Annotated in this window: 20 protein-coding genes; 7 read left to right on the top strand and 13 right to left on the bottom strand. The window is 62.8% G+C overall.

Annotation, left to right across the window (positions count from 1 at the left end):
• Nucleotides 1-103: 103 nt before the first annotated feature.
• From ACVOK8_RS16435 to ACVOK8_RS16425, 3 genes are all read right to left on the bottom strand, one after another.
• Nucleotides 104-739 carry an HAD family hydrolase gene (locus ACVOK8_RS16435; RefSeq protein WP_481567761.1) on the bottom strand — a complete coding sequence of 212 codons (636 nt, stop codon included), beginning with the start codon at nucleotides 737-739 and terminating at the stop codon, nucleotides 104-106.
• Nucleotides 739-1,473: a hypothetical protein gene (locus ACVOK8_RS16430; RefSeq protein ID WP_481567760.1), complete on the bottom strand. Its 735-nt coding sequence runs from the start codon at nucleotides 1,471-1,473 to the stop codon at nucleotides 739-741. The genes ACVOK8_RS16435 and ACVOK8_RS16430 overlap by 1 nt, the downstream gene beginning before the upstream one ends.
• A gap of 150 nt (nucleotides 1,474-1,623) precedes the next feature.
• Nucleotides 1,624-2,712 carry an MBL fold metallo-hydrolase gene (locus ACVOK8_RS16425; RefSeq protein WP_481567759.1) on the bottom strand — a complete coding sequence of 363 codons (1,089 nt, stop codon included), beginning with the start codon at nucleotides 2,710-2,712 and terminating at the stop codon, nucleotides 1,624-1,626.
• A gap of 81 nt (nucleotides 2,713-2,793) precedes the next feature.
• Between ACVOK8_RS16425 and ACVOK8_RS16420 the strand changes: the two genes are divergently transcribed.
• From ACVOK8_RS16420 to ACVOK8_RS16410, 3 genes are all read left to right on the top strand, one after another.
• Entirely contained in the window at nucleotides 2,794-3,417 is a 624-nt protein-coding gene (locus ACVOK8_RS16420; protein ID WP_481567758.1) for a TetR/AcrR family transcriptional regulator, read from the top strand.
• Nucleotides 3,418-3,582: 165 nt separating this feature from the next.
• On the top strand, nucleotides 3,583-4,896 hold the full coding sequence (locus ACVOK8_RS16415; RefSeq protein WP_481567757.1) for an acetamidase/formamidase family protein: 1,314 nt from the start codon (nucleotides 3,583-3,585) through the stop codon (nucleotides 4,894-4,896).
• A 19-nt stretch (nucleotides 4,897-4,915) separates the two neighbouring features.
• Nucleotides 4,916-5,071 carry a hypothetical protein gene (locus tag ACVOK8_RS16410; RefSeq protein ID WP_481567756.1) on the top strand — a complete coding sequence of 52 codons (156 nt, stop codon included), beginning with the start codon at nucleotides 4,916-4,918 and terminating at the stop codon, nucleotides 5,069-5,071.
• Nucleotides 5,072-5,214: 143 nt separating this feature from the next.
• Here ACVOK8_RS16410 and ACVOK8_RS16405 read toward each other — a convergent pair whose 3' ends face one another.
• Together ACVOK8_RS16405 and ubiE are read right to left on the bottom strand one after the other, a co-directional pair.
• Nucleotides 5,215-7,167 carry a M1 family metallopeptidase gene (locus ACVOK8_RS16405; protein WP_481567755.1) on the bottom strand — a complete coding sequence of 651 codons (1,953 nt, stop codon included), beginning with the start codon at nucleotides 7,165-7,167 and terminating at the stop codon, nucleotides 5,215-5,217.
• Between the two features lie 534 nt (nucleotides 7,168-7,701).
• Complete coding sequence (gene ubiE / locus ACVOK8_RS16400) at nucleotides 7,702-8,466, bottom strand: bifunctional demethylmenaquinone methyltransferase/2-methoxy-6-polyprenyl-1,4-benzoquinol methylase UbiE (RefSeq protein ID WP_346496869.1); 765 nt, start codon at nucleotides 8,464-8,466, stop codon at nucleotides 7,702-7,704.
• A gap of 92 nt (nucleotides 8,467-8,558) precedes the next feature.
• Here ubiE and ACVOK8_RS16395 point away from each other — a divergent pair, with 92 nt between their 5' ends.
• Entirely contained in the window at nucleotides 8,559-9,011 is a 453-nt protein-coding gene (locus ACVOK8_RS16395; protein ID WP_481567754.1) for a nucleoside deaminase, read from the top strand.
• A gap of 659 nt (nucleotides 9,012-9,670) precedes the next feature.
• Here ACVOK8_RS16395 and smeE read toward each other — a convergent pair.
• Nucleotides 9,671-12,817: a multidrug efflux RND transporter permease subunit SmeE gene (gene smeE / locus ACVOK8_RS16390; protein ID WP_481567753.1), complete on the bottom strand. Its 3,147-nt coding sequence runs from the start codon at nucleotides 12,815-12,817 to the stop codon at nucleotides 9,671-9,673.
• A gap of 12 nt (nucleotides 12,818-12,829) precedes the next feature.
• On the bottom strand, nucleotides 12,830-14,014 hold the full coding sequence (locus ACVOK8_RS16385) for an efflux RND transporter periplasmic adaptor subunit (protein WP_481567752.1): 1,185 nt from the start codon (nucleotides 14,012-14,014) through the stop codon (nucleotides 12,830-12,832).
• Nucleotides 14,015-14,245: 231 nt separating this feature from the next.
• Between ACVOK8_RS16385 and ACVOK8_RS16380 the strand changes: the two genes are divergently transcribed.
• Nucleotides 14,246-14,914 carry a TetR family transcriptional regulator gene (locus ACVOK8_RS16380; protein ID WP_481567751.1) on the top strand — a complete coding sequence of 223 codons (669 nt, stop codon included), beginning with the start codon at nucleotides 14,246-14,248 and terminating at the stop codon, nucleotides 14,912-14,914.
• Between the two features lie 301 nt (nucleotides 14,915-15,215).
• Here ACVOK8_RS16380 and hslU read toward each other — a convergent pair whose 3' ends face one another.
• The 6 genes from hslU to ACVOK8_RS16350 form a co-directional block, all read right to left on the bottom strand.
• Complete coding sequence (gene hslU / locus ACVOK8_RS16375; RefSeq protein ID WP_481567750.1) at nucleotides 15,216-16,592, bottom strand: ATP-dependent protease ATPase subunit HslU; 1,377 nt, start codon at nucleotides 16,590-16,592, stop codon at nucleotides 15,216-15,218.
• 29 nt (nucleotides 16,593-16,621) lie between these two features.
• Nucleotides 16,622-17,173, bottom strand: a complete 552-nt coding sequence (gene hslV / locus ACVOK8_RS16370) for an ATP-dependent protease subunit HslV (protein WP_055772387.1) — start codon at nucleotides 17,171-17,173, stop codon at nucleotides 16,622-16,624.
• 239 nt (nucleotides 17,174-17,412) lie between these two features.
• Nucleotides 17,413-17,691 (bottom strand): DUF3079 domain-containing protein, encoded by a 279-nt coding sequence (locus tag ACVOK8_RS16365; RefSeq protein ID WP_481567749.1) that lies wholly within the window; start codon nucleotides 17,689-17,691, stop codon nucleotides 17,413-17,415.
• A gap of 181 nt (nucleotides 17,692-17,872) precedes the next feature.
• Nucleotides 17,873-18,346: a DUF1203 domain-containing protein gene (locus ACVOK8_RS16360; protein WP_481567748.1), complete on the bottom strand. Its 474-nt coding sequence runs from the start codon at nucleotides 18,344-18,346 to the stop codon at nucleotides 17,873-17,875.
• 140 nt (nucleotides 18,347-18,486) lie between these two features.
• Entirely contained in the window at nucleotides 18,487-18,780 is a 294-nt protein-coding gene (locus ACVOK8_RS16355; RefSeq protein WP_481567747.1) for a hypothetical protein, read from the bottom strand.
• A 199-nt stretch (nucleotides 18,781-18,979) separates the two neighbouring features.
• Entirely contained in the window at nucleotides 18,980-19,432 is a 453-nt protein-coding gene (locus tag ACVOK8_RS16350) for a VOC family protein (RefSeq protein WP_481567746.1), read from the bottom strand.
• Between the two features lie 257 nt (nucleotides 19,433-19,689).
• Between ACVOK8_RS16350 and ACVOK8_RS16345 the strand changes: the two genes are divergently transcribed.
• The gene (locus tag ACVOK8_RS16345) at nucleotides 19,690-20,595 is read left to right on the top strand and encodes a LysR family transcriptional regulator (protein WP_481567745.1); all 906 of its coding nucleotides are present in this window, start codon (nucleotides 19,690-19,692) and stop codon (nucleotides 20,593-20,595) included.
• Nucleotides 20,596-20,827: 232 nt separating this feature from the next.
• Entirely contained in the window at nucleotides 20,828-21,841 is a 1,014-nt protein-coding gene (locus tag ACVOK8_RS16340; RefSeq protein ID WP_481567744.1) for a cyclase family protein, read from the top strand.
• The last annotated feature ends 126 nt before the right edge of the window (nucleotides 21,842-21,967 follow it).

The raw sequence follows: 21,967 nt of genomic DNA, 5'->3' as shown, positions 1-21,967 counted from the left end.
CACCGCCTGTATGCGCAAATACCTGACCAGGCTCAATGCCATGAAACGTGACAACGCACCCTGGATAGCGGGTATAGCGGGAGGCGCTAAAGACAGTTGACTCCTACAAACCGCCTGCGGCCTGCCACTGCTGCAGCAACTGCGCACAATCCCGCAGCTGCCAGTGCGCCATGCCCGGCCACGGATCATCCGGCACATTGATCAGGATGCCCGGCACGCCAGCAGCTTTCGCGGTGGCCAGATCGTAGTAATGATCACCGACCATGCGCATCGCAGCCGGCGCCACATTCCAACGCTCGGCAAAGAACTGCAGCCCCGCCGGTGACGGCTTGGGCTCCACTTCCCAGCGGCCGATGATTTCATCGACAGCAAAACACTCCGCCACGCCAATCGCCGCTAGGGTCACTCCGGCCAGCTCACGCGCATTGCGGGTGAGGATGCCCAAGCGGCACCCATCGGCATGCAGCGCGCGGATCAAGGCCACCGCACCTGGCGCAGCAACCGATGCTTCGGCTAACTCACGCTCGTGCTGCATCAGCCAGGCATGACTGTCTGCCGCCTGCTGCGCCGGCAGGCTGGCCAGATGCTCAAGAATGTCCGCGCCGGATGGAATCCGCAGCTCGCGCCGGATCAATTCGAAATCATGCACCGGCTCGGTCAGGGTGCCGTCCATGTCGAACACCCAGTGACGACTGGCGGCGACGTCGCAACGCCCCGCCACATCAACGAGCACGGGCATCAATCCCAGTTCGGCATCTGACTGCCATCCAGCCCGCCAACCTCGAACACCGCCTTGCGGGTGCCACCAGCCAACACCGGGAACTCGATCTCGATGACCTTGGCCTTGCGTGCCTGCCGCCATAAGCCGCGGTTGTCATCGATAAACATGGCAATGGCCTCATCGGTATCCGGGCGATGCGCGGCCATGTTGCGAGCCGGTGCCCCATCGACGCTGACCTTGACCTGGCAGCCGCGGTAGCAGGCCTTGGCGAAGTCACTGGATTGCAGCACCAGATAGGCGTGGCGCTTCCACTCCGGGTGATCGCGGAACACCAGATTCACCTGCTTGGGGCCGGTGCTGTCCACTTCCACGCGATCCTTGCTGAGGATTGCCGCCGAGCGCTGGGTGCCACCCTTGACCGGCACCTGGTTGTAGCTCCACAAGGCCTGCATGCGACGCAGCTCGCTGGCGACAGTGGCCTTCTCCCGAACCTCGGCAAAGCCCGGCTCGATGCGCTTGGCGGTTTCCGAATCGGGGAACTGATCGAGCAAGGCGGCGCCGTGGATGCGCGCTTTTTCCCAATCGGCAGCGGTAACTGCAGTGTCGTAGAGCTTGCCGATACCTTCGGCGTCGGCTTCGCGCTTGGCGCGCTCCTGTGCAGCTGCAGCTTCTTGTTGCTGGCGCTCGGCCTCCGGGTTGCTGCAGGCGGCCAGGGCGAAGACGCAGAGGGCGCCGAGGATCAGGGGTTTCATCAAACAGCTCCGGTGAACGTGGCGCGGTACGGGCGCGCGATGGGGTTCACTTTAGAGCATGTTGGGGAATCGGGAGTCGCTTTGGCTTTGGCTCTTATGCCGTCATTCCCACCCACGCGGGAATGACGGCATTAAACGCAACCGCAACCATCATTCCCCGCCAACCCGCCACCAATGCGTAGAAGGCGCCGGCGCACGGATATCCAAACGTTCTCCCATCTGCGGCGCAGTCAGCACCACCCCCTGCTCCGCCGCCAGTGCGGTGATCCGCTCGAACGGCTCGGTCCAGGGATGCAAGGCCAGATCAAACGTGCCGTTATGGATCGGCATCATCACCTTGCCGCGCACATCCAGATGCGCCTGCAGGCTCTGCTCCGGTTGCATGTGCACGCCCGGCCAATCGGCGTCGTAGGCACCAGTCTCGACCATCGCCAGATCAAACGGGCCGTAGCGCTCACCGATCTTCGCAAAGCCATCGAAGTAACCGCTATCACCACTGAAGAAGATCCGCGTGCGACCGCTATCGATCACCCACGATGCCCACAGGGTGCGGTTGCCATCGGACAAACCGCGACCGGAGAAATGCTGTGCTGGCGTGGCTGCGATCTTCAAGCCTTCCACCCGCGTTTCCTGCCACCAATCCAGCTGGATGATCTTTTCCTGCGGCACACCCCAGGCCAGCAGACGATCACCCACGCCCAACGCAGTCACGAAGTGCCGCACTTTCGGTGCCAGCGCCAACACTGCATCGTGGTCGAGATGATCGTAGTGGTCATGCGAGATGATGACGCCGGTGATCTCGGGCAACTCGTCGATCGACAGCGGCGGCGCGTGAAAGCGCTTCGGCCCCATGAATGAGAACGGCGACACGCGCTCGGAGAACACCGGATCGGTCAACCAGAAGTGACCATCCAGCTTCATCAGCATGGTCGAATGACCGAGCCGCCACAGGCTGTCGTCGGGCGCGTCCAGCAGCACCTGCCGGGTCAAGGCATGCACCGGGATCGCCACCTGCGGGGTCGCGTCAGCCGGCTTGTCGAACAGGAACCGCCACCACACCTTGGCACCACGCACGAAGCCGAGCGGCGCCTGCTTGGCCACATTGTGGAAGCGCCCCTCGCCATATTGCGGCGACTGGTCGTAGGAAGCGGCCGGATGTGCACCGCAGGTCAGCAGGCCAATGGACATGGCAATCAGCACCGTAATGGGAAGGAGGAAACGAGGCAGGCGACGCTTCATGGCTGGGCTTGCCGTCAAAAGTACACTGGCGAGTCTACTTCCATTTCAAGGAAAGTAAACTGAACGGTGTAAAATGGATGAATGACCGACTCCAAGCGCCCTCTCCGCCTGACCGACCGCAAACGTGAGGCCATCCTGCGTGCGGCGGTGGCCGAGTTCCGCGAGCTGGGCTTTGCCGGCACCAGCATGGACCGCGTCGCCGCCACCGCCGATGTGTCCAAGCGCACGGTCTACAACCACTTCGCCAGCAAGGACGAGCTGTTCACCGCCATCCTCTGGCAGCTGTGGGAAGCCAGCCAATCGCTGGACACGCTCGCCTACGATCCGGCCCGGCCATTGCGCGAGCAGTTGCTGGCCTTCGTCGCGCAGAAGCTGCGCCTGCTCAGCGACGCCAGCTTCATCGACCTGTCGCGGGTGGCCATGGCCGAACTGGTGCATGCGCCGGAACGAGCACGGGTGATGATGGACAAGCTGGCCGAGAAGGAAGAAGGCCTGACCACCTGGATCCGCGCCGCCCAGGCCGATGGCCGCCTGCGCGACGACATCGCCCCGGCCGACGCCGCCCACCAGCTGCAGGGCATGGTCAAGGCGTTCGCGTTCTGGCCGCAGATCGCGATGGGTGCCGCGCCCTTGGACGCCAGCGCGCAGCAACGGGTGATGCACGACTGCGTGGACATGTTCCTGGCTGTGCGCGCCACGCCCTGAGTACGGCGCCGAGCCACTCCGGCAGCCTGCCGCAGGGATCATCGCCCGGCTGTACGAACGACCGGAATGACTACAGGTGTAGTTACCTTTGACACTGCGACGGCAAGGCAGCCATTCGTACACTCCGCGAACACGCCCCTCGGGCCCTTCGCAGACACACGCAACGTGCGCACTTCCCTGAAATGGTCTTCGCTGTTGTTGTCCGTACTCCCGCTCAGTGCCCTCGCCGCCGATCAATGGATCCTGGCCACCGATCTATGGGGCAACACCGCCCAGCAGACCTTGAATCTGGACGTGCAAGGCACGCGGGTCAGCGGAACATTGGGCGGCGACCCGATCAGCGGCAGCTTGAACGGGGCGCAACTGAAGTTCACTGCAACCGGCAATGACGGCCAGGTCTATCACTACGACGGACGCATCGATGGCAGCCGCATGCAGGGCCGCAGCGACGAGCCGGACACCAATAACCGCAGCGCGCGTGCAGCACATGATTTCAGCGCCTGGCGGGTGCCGGTACGGCCGGACAACGCACCGCGCCTGCACGACTTCACGCCCAGCGATTACTCCAATACCTTCAGCGCCGACCGCGCGCCGGCGCTGGTGATCTGGCCTGGCGATTCGGTGCGGACCAAAACCCTGGATTCCGGTGGTGTCGACGAGCACGGCATCACCCGCGCCCTGTTCGGCAATCCACAGGGCGGGCCGTTCTTCGTCGCCGGTGCCGAGCCCGGCGACACGCTGGCGATCACCATCAGCTCACTCAAACTCAACCGCGACTACGCCGACAGCCTCGACGGCATCGTCGGCCGCTTGAAGACGCCACGCATCGCCACCGAGACCGCGACGCTGGGCAAGCCGGTGCGCTGGGAACTGGATCGCGCGCGCGGCATGGCGCGGCCACAGGGAGCCAGCGGCGCATTGAAGAATTTTGAGATCCCGGTCAAGCCGATGCTCGGCGGCCTCGCTGTCGCTCCCGGTTTTGGCTATCCCCCGTTCTCCACCGGCGACGCCAGCGACTTCGGCGGCAATATGGATTTCAACGCCGTGGTCCAGGGCAACACCGTTTACCTGGAGGTGCAGCAGCCCGGCGCATTGCTGTATCTCGGTGATGGCCATGCACTGCAGGGTGATGGCGAAACCAGCCAATGGGCGCTGGAGACATCACTGGATGTGGTGTTGAAAGTTGAGTTGATAAAGAAGCAGTCCATCGCCACGCCGCGCGTGGAATCGCCGACGCAGATCATGACCTTGGGGCAAGGCGGCTCCAGCGACGATGCGCTGCGTTTGGCAACCTCGGGGATGCTGCAGTGGCTGCGTCAGTCCTATGGTCTGGATATGTCGCAGGCTACCCAGGTGCTGGGCGTGGCGGTGCAGTACAGCGTGGTCAATCTTGCTGGTCGCAGTGTTGGTGTGGCGGCGAAGATTGATAAGACCGTGTTGAACGGTTTGCCGGTTGTTGCGGGGAACGCTGGGAACTAAAGGCTCTTGGTTTTGGCTCTTGGTTTTGGCTCTTGGTTTTGGTTTTGGTTTTGGTTTTGGCTTTTGGACTTTGGACTTTGCCCTGGATGCCGTCATTCCCGCGAAGGCGGGGTTTTTAACCGACGAATGTCGGGTCATCGCTCTTGCCTCTGCTCTTGCTTCTGCTTTGGCTTAGATCAAAAGCCAAAGCGTAGAGCGATCCCCGCCTTCGCGAGGATGACGGCATAGAGGCAACAGCAAAGCAAAGCAAACCAAAAACAGCACAAACAACAACGACGGGCTTGCGCCCGCCGTTGTCTTGTTTCTCTTCCTGGCCGATTACTGCTTCGGCGCAGCTTCCTGCTTCGGTGCAGCTTCAGCCTTGGCGATCATTGCTTCCACCGAGGCGGTGGTGATCGGGTGGTAGCCCGGCTTGGCCTTGGCGAACACTTCCTTGGCAAACGCCAGACCTTCCGGCGTCTTCAGCAGTTCAGCGTAGATCGGCAGCACCAGCTTGCGACGGCCAACCTTCTGGATGAACTCACCGGCGGCAGCCTGTGCATCGGTGTAGCCGCTGCGGATTGCCAGCGGGTACCAACGCATCGCGATTTCGCCGTTCGGGGTACCGGTGAAGTGGTAACCCTTGTCCAGCTGGGCCAGCTTCTCGACCGGCAGCTTCTCACCCATGCCATCGATGAAGCGCACCCATTCCTGGGTGTTCCACTCGCGGGTCACCTGGCTGTTCGGCAATGCGTCGCTGCCCAGGAAGGCGATGCGTGCGGTGTCGACCACGGCGAAGTTGCGCGAACGGGCCTTGGTGGCGAACGCCGGGATGCCCGGCTCTTCCAGCCATGCCTTCAGCTCGGCATCGGTGACCGCCGTCGGATTCTTCGGCAGCAGGTTCTTCTTCATGTACTCGACGAACTGGTCGGTGTTGGCGCTCTGGAAGGCATGGTCGTCGAACCAGCCACGCAGGAACGGATCAAACACCGCACGACCAAAACGCTGCTCCAGGAACTGCAGGAACCACGCGCCCTTGACGTAAGCCACCTGGCTCAGCGCATCGTCCGGGTCACGCTCGTTGAGCGGCGGCAGTGCCAGCGCCTGGTCGGCCGGGCTCATGTCCTTCACTTCGTTGAGCAGATCGGTCTGGTCGATCTCGCGCTCCATCTCGGCCATCTCGGCACCGTACAGCGCCTCGGTGATGCGGCCTTGCACGTAGGTGGTGAAACCTTCGTTGAGCCAGATGTCCTTCCAGCTGGCGTTGGTCACCAGGTTGCCGGACCAGCTATGCGCCAGTTCGTGCGCGACCAGCGACACCAGCGACTTGTCGCCAACGATGACGGTCGGGGTAGCGAAGGTCAGGCGCGGGTTTTCCATGCCACCGAACGGGAACGACGGCGGCAGCACCAGCATGTCGTAACGGCCCCAACGGTATTCGCCATACAGGTTCTCGGCGGCACCGATCATCTTCTCGGTGTCTTCGAATTCCTTGACGGCCTTGTTGACCATGGTCGGCTCGGCCCACACGCCGGAACGCTCGGAGATCGGTTCGAATACCAGGTCGCCAGCAGCGATGGCCAGCAGGTAGGACGGAATCGGCTGCGGCATCTTGAAGGCGTAATCGCCATCGCGTGCGGCCTTGGGATCGTTGTCGGCGCTCATCAGCACCATTACGTCCGGGCGGCTGGTGACGTGCGCGCTATAGGTGAAGCGGACGCTCGGGGTGTCCTGCAACGGCACCCAGGAACGGGCGTGGATCGCCTGCGACTGGCTGAACATGAAGGGCAGCTTCTTGCCCTCGGTCATCGACGGCTCCAGCCACTGCAGGCCGGAAGCGGTCGGCGCGGTGTGGTAGGTGATGCGCACCGAGGTCGGCTGGGCCGGGGTTTCGATGCTCAGCTTGCTGCCGAACACCTTGTCGGCCGGCGCCAGCACGAACTGCAGCGGTGTAGCAGCGCCATCGGCGGCGAGGGCCTCGACCTTCTCCACGCTCAACTCGCGAGTGTCGAGCAGCAGCTGCTTGGCAGCCTTGTCCTTCCACTCCAGCGTGTAGGTGGCGGTGCCACCGATCTGCTTGGCGTCGAAGTCGACCTTCAGGTCCAGCGCCACGTCCTTGATGACGACCTTTTCGGGTTCAGCGTAGGAGCTTTCATCGTGGCTGCGGCTGACGGTATTCACGGCGGCGGCGGGCTTCTGGGCGACGGGGTCGACGGTGGGGGCTGCGGGTTCTTTGGCACAGCCGGCGACAAGCGCCACGGCCAGGGGCAGCATCAGGAACGAAGAACGCATTGATCTGGAACCGGTTCAGGGGATAACCGTTGATTTTAAACCTGAAAGGCTTTGATGGATGCGGCAGTGCGGCAAGCGACGGTTGCGGCAAGGTCCGGGCCCGGAAAATTCCCGCTATCGTCATTCCCGCGAAGGCGGGGATCGCTCTTCGCATTGCGTCATCATCCCGACCAAGAGCAGAGCAAAAGCACCCCTCCCAACCCTCCCCTTGCCTTCGGCAAAGGGAGGGCTTCAGCGAGCGCGCCCCTGTAGTGCCGAGTCATGCTCGGCAGGGGCCTTGCCGGCAAGATCAAAGGCGCCCCTCATCCCAACCCTTCTCCCGCAAGCGGGAGAAGGGCCAAGGCAAAAGCTGAAAAGCCAACCCCTCCCCAACCCTCCCCTTGGCCTGCGGCCAAAGGGAGGGGGCAGAGTCGTAGTGCCGAGCCAAGCTCGGCAGGCGCTTTACCCGCAAAAGACAAAACCAACAGCACCGTCCCACATGCAAAAAAGGCGGCCAATGGCCGCCTTTTTCTCAACACACCCAGCAAGCAAGCCTCAAAGCTTGTAACCCGAATGAATCGAAACAATCCCCGCGCTCAGGTTCTTGTAATGACAGCGGCCAAAACCCGCCTCCGTCATCATCGCCTTCAGCTCTTCCTGCGGCGGGTGCTTGCGGATGCTCTCGGCCAGATACTGGTAGCTGTCAGCATCACCACGCGCAAACAGCTTGCCCAGCTTCGGCAGCACCTTGAACGAGTGGAAATCGTAGATCGGCTTGAACCAATCCACCGTCACTTCCGAGAATTCCAGCACGCGCGCCTGCCCGCCCACCTTCAGCACGCGGTACATCTCGCGCAGCGCGGCTTCCTTGTCGGTCACGTTGCGCAGGCCGAAGGAGATCGTCACCAGATCGAAGCTCTGGTCCGGGAACGGCAGCGCCTCTGCATTGAGCTGCACCCACTCGAAGCCCGAGACCTGGCCGCGGTTGGTCAGACGGTCGCGACCCACCGACAGCATGCCGGCGTTGATGTCCCCCAGCACCACGCTGCCTTCGGCGCCGATGCGCTCCTTCAGCAGCACCGCGATATCACCGGTACCGCCGGCCAGATCCAGCACGCGGTCGCCCGGCTTCACCTGCGCGGTGGCTACGAAGTAGCGCTTCCACAGCCGATGAATACCCAGGCTCATCAGGTCGTTCATCACGTCGTAGTTGTCGGCCACGGAGGTGAACACCTGGCCGACAAGCTTCTGCTTGTCCTTGGCCGGTACATCGCGGAAGCCGAAGTGGGTGGTGCCGGTCTTGTAGGGGGATTCGCTCATGCCTGCGATTATCGCACCGACAGCCCGATTGCGGCGCCAGCAGGCTGAATCCGGCCGCTATGATGATCACCACAGCACCACAAGGACCTTGCATGATCACCACCCCGGACTACCGCGCCCTGCTTGAAACCGCTATCGCCGAGGCCCGCCAGGGCCTGGCCGAAGGCGGCATTCCGATTGGCGCAGCGCTGTACCACAACGATGGCCGCCTGCTCGGCTGCGGCCATAACCGCCGCATCCAGGAAGGCGACCCGTCGATCCATGGCGAAACCGACGCCTTCCGCAAGGCCGGCCGTCAGCGCGGCTACCGCAACACCATCATGGTCACCACCCTGGCCCCGTGTTGGTACTGCAGCGGGCTGGTACGCCAGTTCAATATCGGCACCGTGGTGGTGGGTGAATCGGTCAATTTCCCGGGTGGGATCGACTGGCTGCGCGAGAACGGCGTGAACGTCATCGACCTCAATGACGCCAGCTGCATCGAGATGATGGGCCGCTATATCGCCGAGAACCCGGACGTCTGGAATGAAGATATCGGCGAGTAACGTGACGTTATCTGAACAAATCCCTATTAATCTCATCAGGAAATAAGACGCTGTAGCCAGATCGTAAGATAAACAGCGGTATGCTCGGGGTACAGGGGCACTGCCATCGAGGTGAAGCGATGTATACAACGCCCATCCAACACAGCAGTCGCCAATCCCTCCAGCGTGCTGGGGAGCAATTGCGACAGCAGTACGCACAACATCGCTGCTCGGCCCCGTTCTGGGATGCCTACCAACAGGTTCAACGTGAACTGGTAGCGGCATATCCGGAACATCAGGCCGAGCTCTGCAACCGCCTTGCGGTATTCGCCCAAGGTCTGGGCGCGGTTGAGAAGGCTCAGTTACTGGAGCTGGCGGTTACCGAAGCATAGAAAAACCGGGCCTGGCCCGGTTTTTTTTTGCCTCGCTTCCAGCCCCCTCCCTTTTGCGCAGCAAAGGGGAGGGTTGGGGAGGGGTTGGCTTTCGGGTTTTCCAGGCCCGGAGCTGCCCTAACCCTAACCCCCGCTCCGCGCCCCGGCCCATGCGCTGGCGCAAGTTCGTTCAACAGGGGCACAAACCGATGGTTTGTAGACGCCCCTCTTTCACCCCGCAGGCGGGAGAGGGGCTGAAAAAACAAAAGGCGCCTTTCGGCGCCTTTTGCTTGCAACTGCCCTGCCCGCTTACTGCTGCGGCAGGTCGCCGTTCTTAGCCAGCTGCTTGCGGTTGAACAAGCGCTGCACCACCACGAAGAACAGCGGGATGAAGAACAGGCCGAGCAAGGTGCCCACCACCATGCCGCCCAGCACGCCGGTACCAATGGCGCGCTGTGCACCGGAACCTGCACCGGAGGCGATTGCCAGCGGCAACACACCCAGGCCGAAGGCCAGCGAGGTCATGATGATCGGACGCAGACGGTCGCGGACCGCGTGCATCGTCGCTTCGATCACACCCGAACCCTTCTCCAGATGCTCCTTGGCGAACTCGACGATCAGGATCGCGTTCTTCGAGGTCAAACCCACGGTGGTCAACATTGCCACCTGGAAGTACACGTCACGCTCCATGCCGCGCATGGTGTTTGCAAGCACTGCACCGAGGATACCCAGCGGCGCAACCATCAGCACCGCAGTCGGCACGCTCCAGCTTTCATACAGTGCAGCCAGGCACAGGAACACGATCAGCAGCGACAGCGTGTACAGCAGCGGCGTCTGCGAACCGGCCTCGCGTTCCTGGTAGGACACGGCGGTCCACTCGATGCTGAAACCGGCCGGCAACTGCTTGGCCAGCTTTTCCACTTCCAGCATCGCATCACCCGAGGCTACGCCCGGTGCGGCTTCGCCCTGGATTTCCAGTGCGGAGACGCCGTTGTAGCGCTCAAGGCGCGGCGAGCCGTAATCCCAGCGCTGGCTGGCGAAGGCCGAGAACGGCACCATCTCGCCGGACGTGTTCTTCACCGTCCAAAGGTTGAAGTCTTCCGGGTTCATGCGGAAGGCATCATCGGCCTGCACGTAGACGCGCTTGACGCGGCCACGGTCGATGAAGTCATCGACGTAGCTCGAACCCCAGGCGGTGGCCAGCGTGCTGTTGATGGTGTCCAGCGACAGACCGTGCGCACCGGCCTTGGCCACGTCGATGTCCAGACGCAGCTGCGGGGTGTCGTCCAGGCCGTTCGGGCGCACGTTGGCCAGCAGCTTGCTTTCGCCGGCCATGCCCAACAACTGGTTACGTGCATTGACCAGCGCATCATGACCCTGCCCGGAGTTGTCCTTCAGGAAGAAGGTGTAACCCGAGGCGATACCCAGCTCCGGCATGGCCGGCGGCGGGAAGGCGAAGATGAAGGCGTCCTTGATCTGGCCAAGGGCGGCCATCGCGCGCCCGGTGATCGGGCCAACGCCCTGGTCGGCACTGCGCTCGCTCCAGTCCTTGAGCTTGACGAAGGCCATGCCCGAGTTCTGGCCCATGCCGGAGAAGCTGAAACCCTGCACCGAGAACACCGACTCGACCGCGTCCTTCTCGTTCTTCAGGAAGTGGTCTTCCAGCTTGTAGATCGACTCCAGGGTACGTTCCTGGGTAGCGCCAACCGGTGCGTTGACCAGCGCCATCAGGATGCCTTGGTCTTCATTGGGCAGGAACGAGCTGGGCAGGCGCGCGAACAGCAGGCCCATCACCACCGCCAGCGCCAGGAACACCGCCATGAAACGGCCCGGGCGATGCAGGATGCCGCGCACGCCACGCTGGTAGGTGCCACTGGTGCGGTCAAAGCCGTTGTTGAACCAGTTGAAGAAACGGCCCGAGATACCCTTGTGGGCAACGTGGTGCTCGCCCTTCTTCAGCGGCTTGAGCATGGTGGCGCACAGCGCCGGAGTCAGCACGATGGCGACCAGCACCGACAAAGCCATCGCCGACACGATGGTCGCCGAGAACTGCCGGTAGATGACGCCGGTGGAGCCACTCATGAAGGCCATCGGCACGAACACCGCCGACAACACCAGGCCGATACCGACCAGTGCGCCGGTGATCTGGCTCATCGACTTGCGGGTGGCTTCCAGCGGCGACAGTCCTTCCTCGGACATGATGCGCTCGACGTTCTCCACCACCACGATGGCGTCATCGACCAATAGACCGATCGCCAGCACCATCGCGAACATGGTCAGCATGTTGATGGAGAAACCCAGCACCGCCAGGATGCCGAAGGTACCCAGCAACACCACCGGCACGGCGATGGTCGGGATCAGGGTGGCGCGGAAGTTCTGCAGGAACAGATACATCACCACGAACACCAGCACGATCGCTTCCAGCAGGGTCTTGACCACGCCCTTGATCGACACCTTCACGAACGGCGTGGTGTCGTACGGGATCACCGCGGTCATGCCGGCCGGGAAGTTGGCCTTCAGCTCGTCCAGAGTCTTGCTCACCCCCTCGGCGGTTTCCAGCGCGTTGGCACCGGTAGCCAGGGTGATGGCCAGGCCGGAGGCCGGCTTGCCGTTGTAACGGGTGACGAAGTCGTAGGTTTCCGCGCCCAGTTCGACGCGGGCGACATCACCCAGCTTCAAGGTGGAGCCGTCACTCTCGGTGCGGATCACGATGTTGCGGAACTGCTCCGGCGTCTGCAGGCGGTCCTGCGCATTGATGGTGGCATTGAGCTGCTGGCCCTTGACCGCCGGTGCACCACCCAACTGACCCACGGCAACCTGCGCGTTCTGTGCCCTGACCGAAGCGGTGACCTCGTCAACCGAGACCTTGTAGGTCTGCAGCTTGGTCGGGTCCAGCCAGATGCGCATGGCGTACTTGCCACCGAACACCTGGATCGAACCCACGCCCGGCACGCGGCTCAGCGGATCGACGACATTGGAACCGACGTAGTCGGAGATATCGTTCTCATCCATGCTGCCGTCTTCGGACACGAAGCCCAGCACGTTGAGGAAGCCCGAGCTGGACTTGGCAACGTTGATGCCCTGGCGCTGCACTTCCTGCGGCAACAGCGGCATCGCCAGCTGCAGCTTGTTCTGCACCTGCACCTGGGCGATGTCGGAATTGGTACCGCTCTCGAAGGTCAGGGTGATGCTGGCCTGGCCGTTGGAGGAGCTGTTGGAGGAGAAGTACATCAGGCCGTCCAGGCCCTTCATGTTCTGCTCGATGATCTGCGTCACCGAGTCCTCGACCACCTTGGCCGACGCACCCGGGTAGCTGGCGGAAATGGACACCGCAGGCGGCGCGACCTCGGGATACATCGAGATCGGCAGCTTGAGCATTGCCAGCGCGCCGGCAAGCATGATGATGATGGCGATGACCCACGCAAAGATGGGCCTGTCGATAAAGAAGCGTGCCATGTAGTTCTCCGCTTACTGCTTTTCAGCCGGCGCCGCGGCAGGCGCGGCGGCTGGCTTGGCGGCTTCGGCACCCTTCTCGGTGGCCTGCACCGGCATTCCCGGGCCGATCTTCTGCAGTCCTTCGACAATGACCTTGTCGCCGGCCTTCAGACCATCCTCGACCAGCCACTTGTCACCAATGGTGCGGCTGACCTTGACCGGGCGAACGGCAACCTTGCCTTCGGCATCGACCACCATCGCCGAGGTATCGCCCTTGGGATCACGCGCGATGCCCTGCATCGGCACCAGCAACGCATTCGGGCGCACACCACTGCCCAGCACCGCACGCACGAACATGCCCGGCATCAACACCTGGTCCGGGTTGTCCACGCGCACGCGCATCAGGTAGCTGCCGGTGGCGGGGTCAACGCTGACTTCGGAGAACTCCAGCTTGCCCTTGTGGGCAAAGGTGCTGCCGTCTTCCAGCACGATATCGACCGGCAGTTCCGAGGCGCCTTCCAGGCGACCGGCGGCCAGTTCGCGGCGCAGCTGCAGCAGCTCGGCCGAGGACTGGGTGACGTCGATATAGATCGGATCGAGCTGGTTGATGGTGGCCAGCGGCTCAGCCTGGCCGGCGCTGACCAGCGCGCCCTGGGTAACCGAGGACTTGCCGATCTGGCCGCTGATCGGCGCGGTGATGCGGGCATAGCCCAGCGTCACGTTGGCCGCATCCAGCGATGCGCGGGCGGCAAGCACGTCCGCCTCTGCCTGCTTCCACGCGGCCTGTGCGTTCTCGTCGTCCTGCACGCTGATCACCCGCGACTTGACCAGCTCGCTGCTGCGGCGCGCGGCCAGACGCGCTGCATTGGCACTGGCTTCGGCACGTGCCAGCTGCGCGCGGGCGCTGTTGGCCTGGGCACGGTAGGCGGCGTCATCCAACTGATACAGCGGATCGCCAGCCTTGACCACGCTGCCTTCGGTGAACAGGCGCTTGGCGACGATACCGCTGACCTGCGGGCGCACTTCGGCAACCTGGTAACCGTTTGCACGGCCGGCCAGTTCACGGGTCAAGGTGACCGTTTCCGGCTTCAGCGTGACCACGGTGACCTGACCCGGCCCACCCTGCTGCGGCTGCTCCCCGCCGCCCTTGCAGGCAACGAGCGCGACGGATAGTGCGAGGGAAAGCGCGACGAGACGGTAGCGACTGATAGCAGGCATGGGAGAGGAGCTCAATGGGGAAAAGTGGCGCTCGAGGATCGGGCGGAACATGAGATACGCCCGGGCATATCCTTCCGTACCACATACGTTACGGGTACATCGGTGGCAACCGCCACCACCGCACACATCACGGCCATCCTGCAGAGCAAGCAGCGGAAATATACATACATACACGGATGTTTGTAAACGGGTACAATTCAGGTCGGTTTCATCCAGCATTTGCATAGAGCAATGGCCAGAAAGACCAAAGAAGAGGCAGCAGCCACGCGCGAAAGCATCCTGGATGCGGCGCTGGCCTGCTTCCATGAACTCGGCGTTGCAGGCAGCTCGCTGGCAGCGATAGGCGAGCGCGCGGGCGTCTCCCGTGGCGCGGTGTACTGGCACTTCAAGAACAAGACCGAAGTGCTGGAAGCGATGATCAACCGCGAGCGCGTGCCGTTCATCAAGCGCCTGCGCCAGACCTACTCACCGCTGCGCAACACGCCGATCCTGGACCTGCGCTCGGCCATGCTTGTGTCCTTGAGTGAGTTGGCCAACGATCCACGACTGCGCGAGATGATGGAGATCATGCTGCGCAACGACCTGTCCGCTGAGAGCGTGGCGATGCAGCAACTGCAGCACGACAGCGTCGAAGAGGAAATGGCGATTTTCCGCCGCGCCTTTGAACGCGCGCGCGAGCTGGGCCAACTGCGCGATGGCGTCAACACCGCCACCAGCGCACGCATCCTGCACGCAGGCCTGACCGGCGTGCTGTACAGCGCCATGCTGGAGCCTACCCAGTTCGATCTGGAGCGCGACAGCCGTGAGATGCTGGACGCGCTGATGGCGCACTACGTAAAACCCGGCGTATTCGAGCCCGGCTCAGATCCTTCGCCGCTACCACCACCAGACGAAGACTAAGCCAGCCATGTAGTGCCGAGCCATGCTCGGCAGAGGCCTTACCGAGCAACCTTGCAGCGCCGCGGCGATCTTGTGGGAGCGGCGCTGGGTGGCCTCGGGCCATAAGCCGCGAAGCAAGCGAAGGCAAAAGCCCCCCTCCCAACCCTCCCCTTGCCTGCGGCAAAGGGAGGGCTAAGCGCAGCTCCGGCAGTGCCGAGCCGTGCTCGGCAGGGGCATTACCCGCAATGCCAACCGCCATAGCCCACGCAAGAAAAACGGCGACACCAAAGTGCCGCCGCTTCTCACCAACCCAACCCAACAATCACAAGATATAGCGACTCAGATCCGGGTCCTTCACCAGCTCACCCAGGTGCTTGTCCACATACGCCGGGTCGATCGCGATGCTGTCGCCATCACGATCCGGCGCCTCATAGCTCAACGAATCCAGCAAGCGTTCCAACACGGTATGCAAACGGCGCGCACCAATATTCTCCTGCCGCTCGTTGACCTGGAACGCAATCTCCGCCAAACGGTCCACTGCCTCGGCAGTAAAGTTGACCTTGACGCCTTCCGTCGCCAACAAGGCTTCGTACTGCTTGGTCAGCGCCGCCTTCGGCTCAGTCAAAATCCGCACGAAATCATTCTTGCTCAGCGCACCCAATTCCACGCGGATCGGGAAACGACCCTGCAGCTCGGGAATCAGATCGCTCGGCTTGGCCAGATGGAACGCGCCGGAGGCAATAAACAGGATGTGGTCGGTCTTTACCGTGCCGTACTTGGTCGACACATTGGAGCCTTCCACCAGCGGCAGCAGATCGCGCTGCACGCCTTCGCGCGACACATCACCACCCGACGAACCGGCGTCGCTACGCTTGGCCACCTTGTCGATCTCATCGATGAACACGATGCCATGCTGCTCGCAGGCTTCAATCGCAGCCGTGCGGATATCGTCTTCGTTGACCAGCTTGCCGGCTTCTTCCTCGATCAGCAGCGGACGCGCGGCCTTGATGCTCAGCGTGCGCTTGTTCGACTTTGCAGTGCCAAGGTTGGCGAACATGGACTTCAGCTGCTGACCCATTTCTTCCATGCCCGGCGGGGTCATGATGTCCATGCTGACGTTGGCAGAAACGTCCAGCTCGATCTCGCGTTCATCCAGCTCGCCCGCGCGCAGCATGCGGCGGAACTTGATACGGGTTTCATTATCGGCAGCCGACGGCTCGTTGCGTGCAGCCTCCGGATCAAAGCCAATGCCAACGCTGCGACGTGGCAGCAAGGCATCAAGAATGCGGTCTTCGGCCTTCTCTTCGGCCTGGGTGCGCACGCGCACCTTGGCCTGCTCGCGGTACAACTTGACGGCGGTATCGGCCAGATCACGGATGATCTGCTCCACGTCCTTGCCGACGTAGCCGACCTCGGTGAAACGCGTGGCTTCGACCTTGACGAACGGCGCATTGGCCAGCGTGGCCAAGCGACGTGCGATCTCGGTCTTGCCGACGCCGGTCGGGCCGATCATCAGGATGTTCTTGGGCATCACCTCGTTGCGCAGCTCGGTCGGCAACTGCATGCGGCGCCAGCGGTTACGCAGCGCAATGGCGACCGCGCGCTTGGCGTCGTGCTGGCCGACGATATGACGATCCAGCTCCTGCACGATCTCGCGCGGGGTCATGGTGGCGGAGGAAACTTCGATCTTGTGGCTCATGGGGTACTCGCGCTTGATGGCCGAAGAGCTCAGAGCTCTTCCACCACGACGTTGGTGTTGGTGTAGATGCAGATACCGCCGGCGATGTTGATCGCCTCGGTGGCCACGCCACGTGCATCCAGATCGGTGTGTTTGAGCAGTGCCCGCGCTGCACTGAGCGCGTAGGAACCGCCCGAGCCAATCGCGATGATGCCGTCTTCCGGTTCGATCACATCGCCGGTGCCGCTGATGATCAGCGAGGTTTCGCGGTCGGCCACGGCCAGCAGCGCTTCGAGCTTGCCGTAGCGGCGATCAGTACGCCAATCCTTGGCCAGCTCCACCGCAGCGCGGGTCAACTGGCCATGCTTCTCAAGCTTGGCTTCAAACAGTTCGAACAAGGTGAAGGCATCAGCAGCTGCGCCGGCAAAACCCGCCAGCACTTGGCCATCGCGGCCAAGCCGGCGCACCTTGCGCGCATTGCCCTTCATCACCGTATGGCCCAGGGTGACCTGACCATCGCCAGCAATCGCCACATGCTCGCCGCGACGCACGCAGCAGATGGTGGTGGCATGAAACACGTTCGGGTTCTGACTGGGGTCCATACGGCCTCCGGAATACTGTTCACCGGTAATGGGGCCGGTCAGCGCCGCGATCAAGCCTCCCCCCGCCAGCGACAGCCACCATTCAGAAAAATCCCCAGGTAGTGCCGAGCCATGCTCGGCAGGGGCCTTCCAAGCAATCCCGCCGATCAGGAGCGGCGTCAGCCGCGAAGCCAACACCACTGAAGTGACAAACAGGCCGAGAACCTGATTGATTCCCAGCTTCGCGGCTCATGCCGCTCCTACAATTTCTCCAGCGCTGCCCGCCCCGGCTTACCCGGCTCCGGCGCTATGCCCCAAGCCAAATACCAATCCTCCCCCTGCAGCTCCGCCGGATGCTGCGTGCGGCCGGAACCATTGCCGCAGGCCAGCGCATCGGTCGCGCAATATTTGTCGCAGCCCCAGCAGATCCGCTCAGGATGTTTTGGATTCAACGGAAATGGCTTTGCCATCGCAGAACTCTCCACTCCAGGAGAGCAACCATGCGCCGCCAAGGCAATGCCCACCTTGATGTAAATCAAGCAAGCCCAGCGCGGTAGTGCCGAGCCATGCTCGGCAGAAGCCTTCCAGGCAATCCAACAGCCACCCTGTAGGAGCGGCGTAAGCCGCGAAACCACCGCACCTACAGATCGCGCAAACACCCGCAACCTGACGAACCATCTGCTTCGCGGCTGACGCCGCTTCTACAAACAACAGCCGGGTTCACGACACCCGGTCCGCCCGGCACGCAAAACAACCATAACGTGCAAAATGCAGATGCACATAAGCCACAGCAGCATCATCGAATACATCGTGCAGCCACTCGCCAACGTTTCTTCCATCGCAGACTTCGGCAAACGTGATCCGATCCTCCACGCTGTACGCCCGCAACGACATCAGCCGACGCTGCACCTGCGACGGCACCTCATTGACCTGCAGTTCCGCACGGGCCACACCGCGCCGGACAAAAATCGGCCCACTCGCCCGGTACGGCGAATCCGCCGGTTGGTGCTGGAAGGAAAGCAGCAACAGTTCCTCCCCCACCGTCGCATCAGCAAGGCTGACCCGGCAGGGGAATCCTGATGCCCCAGTAGCAATGACACGAGCGATGTTCCGCGCATCAAGCGCAGCATCATCAAGCTGGAAAAGCTCGACGAACAGTGCGGGATTCAAACCGCTCAACAGGAAGGACGACATGCTGTATTCCATGGATCCGGGAACCGCAACATCCCACTCTTCGCGAGCTGCTGCTCGCCATGATCAGACGCAGCATCCAATGTCTGACCGGACGGAAAACTCCACGCCCAACCGCGGCGCCGATCTGCTTTGCACGTGCGCTACTCAGCGCGTACCAGCACAAACCACCGGTATACGAGATAGGCAATCACCGCAGCCACCGGTGCCAGGCTGATCCACAGCGGCAGCTTCATGACAAAGAACATCGCCGAAAAGCAGGCCAATGCGATGGCAGACAACAGTAGCGCCCATAGATTGAACACCACGATATCCGTCGCATCCCTGGCAACGGCGTTTGCCGGGCGACCTCTGCCCGAACGCTGCCTGCGCAACAGCCAGATATCTGTAACAACATCCACAACGCCTTCAATCAACCCGCCGAGCAAGCCAGACATGGTGGAACCTTGGTAGCCATGATGAACAAGCGGATAGTCACAGCGCTCAAACCCGCCGTCAAGCAAACGGCGCGGCCATATTACCTCGGCTTAACGGTTGCTTCGTTCGGCGGGAGGTCGTCGTTGCCTGATGAGCTGGAGCCTGCTGATTGCTGACACGAACTGGAAGGCGCAGGCCCCTCCCACCAACACGCGACGCTCACTCTGCTACCCGTTGCCCCAGCTCTTGGGCAAGCCCGATCAGGATGCCTTCAACACCACGGAGGTAGCACAGTCGATAGGTGTTCTCGTAGTTGACCACCTCATCGACCACCGATGCTCCCAGCTTCTTGAGCCGTTCAAGCGTGTCATCGATATCCTCCACCGCGAACATGACGCGCAGGTAGCCCAGGGAATTCACCGGCGCCCCACGATGATCGGATGCAATCGCCGGGGCATCGAACCTGGAGAGCTCCAGCCTGCTGTGGCCATCGGGCGTACGCATCATTGCGATCTCGACACGCTGGTCGCGTAGGCCGGTAACGCGGCCAGCCCATTCCCCCTCGATTGGCATGCGCCCCTCAAGCACCAGCCCCAGTTCAACGAAGAACTCAATGGCGGCATCCAGGTTCTCGACCACGATACCCACGTTGTCCATGCGCTTGACCGTCATAAGGACTCCTTGATGCTCGCCACCGGAGATGGTCCCCGAAGCACGGCAGCCGGAACACCGATGTCGGCGGAGCCTACGGCTTATACACGGCTGGAGCGGAGGAGCGCGTGCATGACTCTCGGTCCAGCCACGCCCCCGCAACGGCGATGAACCAAATAGGGAGGCAGCATCGCGCCGCATTCCTCATGGCAGCTACAAGAACCTGACTCTGACCCCGGTTTTCTTTACCCTGTGCGCGTTCTGTCGTGAGGCTTGCCGTGGATTCCTTCAACCTGATGCGTGCCTTCCGGCGGATTGTCGAGCGGGCCAGCCTGGCGCGTGCGGCCGAAGACCTTGGTATGTCGGCGGCGGGCTTGAGCAAGCAGCTGCGTACGCTGGAAGCGCATCTGGGCGTGGTGCTGCTGCAGCGGACCACCCGCCGCATGAGCCTGACCGATACCGGCCAGGCCTATTATCTGGAGTGCTGCCGCCTGCTCGATGAGCTGGATGCACTGGAGCGCGGCATCGCCCAGCAAAGCGGCGAGGTCAGCGGACGGCTGCGGGTCAATGCACCACTGTCGTTCGCGTTGAGCACGCTGTCGCCGTTGCTGCCACGGTTCCTGGCCGAGCATCCGCAGCTGGCATTGGATCTGGTGATGGAAGACCGGGTGGTGGACGCCGTCGGCGAAGGCTTCGATGTCTCGCTACGGATACGCGCCGAGTTGCACGACTCCAGCCTGGTCGCACGCCGCCTGGCCTCCTTGCAGCAGGTGCTGTGCGCTGCGCCCGCCTATCTTCAACAGCATCCAGCGCCGACCACGGTTGCACAGCTGGGCGAGCACGCATTGCTGGCCTACAGCCTGTCCGATTCGCCCGGCAGCTGGCCGCTGCACGGCCCCGATGGGCAGGTGACGGTAACCCAGCCGACCCGCGTCAGCGCCAACAACAGCCTGCTGCTGCGCGAGTTGCTGGTGGCCGGCACCGGCATCGGCGCGCTGCCTTCCTTCCTGGCAGCGCCCGCCTTGGCCAGCGGCCAGCTGCAGCAGGTGCTGCCGGATCATCACTACCCGCAGCGCATCGTCTACGCGGTCTACCCGACCCAACGCCACCTGCAGCCCAAGGTGCGCGCCTTCATCGACTTCCTGCACGACGCCCTGCCGCGCTGCGCCGGCCTGGATTGCTGACGCCCAGCGAATACTGACCTGCCCGGCAAGCGCTGTTTCGCGCTGCGGCAGCTACCTAAGCTGCGTTCTCCCGCTGAGCCGGGCCTGATGTCGGCGCGCTGCCCTTACCAGCAACGCGACCGACAGCCGACGCATTGCGCCCGGCGGCCCTGCTGCAAAACGGAGACCCGTGCACGCCACCGCGTGCCTGTTGCGACGCCATCGCGTCGTCCCCCGCACAGAGCTTTCCCCGATGAATATTCGCAACCTCACCACTGCACTCGGCCTGCTGCTGGCCGCCACCGCACTGCCATCGGCGGCCCATCCGTCCACGACGGCCGTACCACTCCCCTCCGGCCAGCAGGTCGGCGTCAGCCCCTGGGGCCCGAACGACGAGATCGGCCGGCTCAACCTGATCACCGAGGCATCACGCGCGGCGATCCTGTCGCGGGTAAATGGCGGCAAGGTCTACGACCTGGCCACCGATTACTACGTCGGCATGCCGAGCTGGCAAGACGCCGGCGATCCGCATTACCAGTTCTGGATGACCCACACGCCGCAAGGCACGGTGATCGATGACCCGATGGGCGTGGGCGAAACAATGAACATCACCCGCAGCTACACCGGCACCGCATTCTCGATGTACAGCCACACCGGCACGCATATCGACGCACTCAATCACTTCGGCATCCACGGCAAGATCTGGAACGGCTTCGAGGCCAGCAAACACCTCGGTGATCGCGGCTGGAAGGTCACCGGCATCGAGAAGTTCCCACCGCTGGTTGCCCGCGGCATCCTGATCGACGTCGCCGGCGCCAAGGGCGTGGACATGCTGCCCGACAGCTACCGCGTCACCCGCCAGGACCTGCAGGATGCACTGCGCCGGCAGAAGGTCAGCCTGCAGCAAGGCGACATCGTGCTGATCCGCACCGGACGCATGCAGCTGTTCAACCAGCCCAAGGCCTATATGGCCAACCCACCGGGCATGGGCCTGGATGCCGCACGCTTCCTGGTCGAGGACGGCGGCGCGATGATCGTGGGCGCCGACAACCTCAGCTTCGAGACCTTCCCCTCGGAAGTGGCCGACGACTACGTCCCGCTGCACACCTACCTGCTGGCCCAGCAAGGCGCACCGATCATCGAGCTGATCGCGCTGGACGAACTGGCCCGCGACAAGGTCTACGAGTTCGCCTTCATCGGCGGCCCACTGAAGATCCGCGGTGGTGACGCAGCCCCGCTACGTCCGATAGCGTTGCCAGTCCGATAACGGCCCCCCGCTGCATTGTAGGAGTCAACTGTCTTTAGCGCCTCCCGCTATACCCGCTATCCAGGGTGCGTTGTCACGTTTCATGGCATTGAGCCTGGTCAGGTATTTGCGCATACAGGCGGTGAC

This window comes from Stenotrophomonas sp. STEN083, assembly GCF_056759195.1.
The sequence above is the reverse complement of the archived record's forward strand: the minus strand, read 5'-3'. Positions and strand labels throughout refer to the sequence as shown.

What these genes read in the sequence shown, in the direction of transcription:
- ACVOK8_RS16435 (WP_481567761.1), bottom strand. Translation starts at nt 739, where the DNA reads ATGCCCGTGCTCGTTGATGTGGCGGGGCGTTGCGACGTCGCCGCCAGT.
- ACVOK8_RS16430 (WP_481567760.1), bottom strand. Translation starts at nt 1,473, where the DNA reads ATGAAACCCCTGATCCTCGGCGCCCTCTGCGTCTTCGCCCTGGCCGCC.
- ACVOK8_RS16425 (WP_481567759.1), bottom strand. Translation starts at nt 2,712, where the DNA reads ATGAAGCGTCGCCTGCCTCGTTTCCTCCTTCCCATTACGGTGCTGATT.
- ACVOK8_RS16420 (WP_481567758.1), top strand. Translation starts at nt 2,794, where the DNA reads ATGACCGACTCCAAGCGCCCTCTCCGCCTGACCGACCGCAAACGTGAG.
- ACVOK8_RS16405 (WP_481567755.1), bottom strand. Translation starts at nt 7,167, where the DNA reads ATGCGTTCTTCGTTCCTGATGCTGCCCCTGGCCGTGGCGCTTGTCGCC.
- ubiE (WP_346496869.1), bottom strand. Translation starts at nt 8,466, where the DNA reads ATGAGCGAATCCCCCTACAAGACCGGCACCACCCACTTCGGCTTCCGC.
- ACVOK8_RS16395 (WP_481567754.1), top strand. Translation starts at nt 8,559, where the DNA reads ATGATCACCACCCCGGACTACCGCGCCCTGCTTGAAACCGCTATCGCC.
- smeE (WP_481567753.1), bottom strand. Translation starts at nt 12,817, where the DNA reads ATGGCACGCTTCTTTATCGACAGGCCCATCTTTGCGTGGGTCATCGCC.
- ACVOK8_RS16385 (WP_481567752.1), bottom strand. Translation starts at nt 14,014, where the DNA reads ATGCCTGCTATCAGTCGCTACCGTCTCGTCGCGCTTTCCCTCGCACTA.
- ACVOK8_RS16380 (WP_481567751.1), top strand. Translation starts at nt 14,246, where the DNA reads ATGGCCAGAAAGACCAAAGAAGAGGCAGCAGCCACGCGCGAAAGCATC.
- hslU (WP_481567750.1), bottom strand. Translation starts at nt 16,592, where the DNA reads ATGAGCCACAAGATCGAAGTTTCCTCCGCCACCATGACCCCGCGCGAG.
- hslV (WP_055772387.1), bottom strand. Translation starts at nt 17,173, where the DNA reads ATGGACCCCAGTCAGAACCCGAACGTGTTTCATGCCACCACCATCTGC.
- ACVOK8_RS16360 (WP_481567748.1), bottom strand. Translation starts at nt 18,346, where the DNA reads ATGTCGTCCTTCCTGTTGAGCGGTTTGAATCCCGCACTGTTCGTCGAG.
- ACVOK8_RS16355 (WP_481567747.1), bottom strand. Translation starts at nt 18,780, where the DNA reads ATGTCTGGCTTGCTCGGCGGGTTGATTGAAGGCGTTGTGGATGTTGTT.
- ACVOK8_RS16350 (WP_481567746.1), bottom strand. Translation starts at nt 19,432, where the DNA reads ATGACGGTCAAGCGCATGGACAACGTGGGTATCGTGGTCGAGAACCTG.
- ACVOK8_RS16340 (WP_481567744.1), top strand. Translation starts at nt 20,828, where the DNA reads ATGAATATTCGCAACCTCACCACTGCACTCGGCCTGCTGCTGGCCGCC.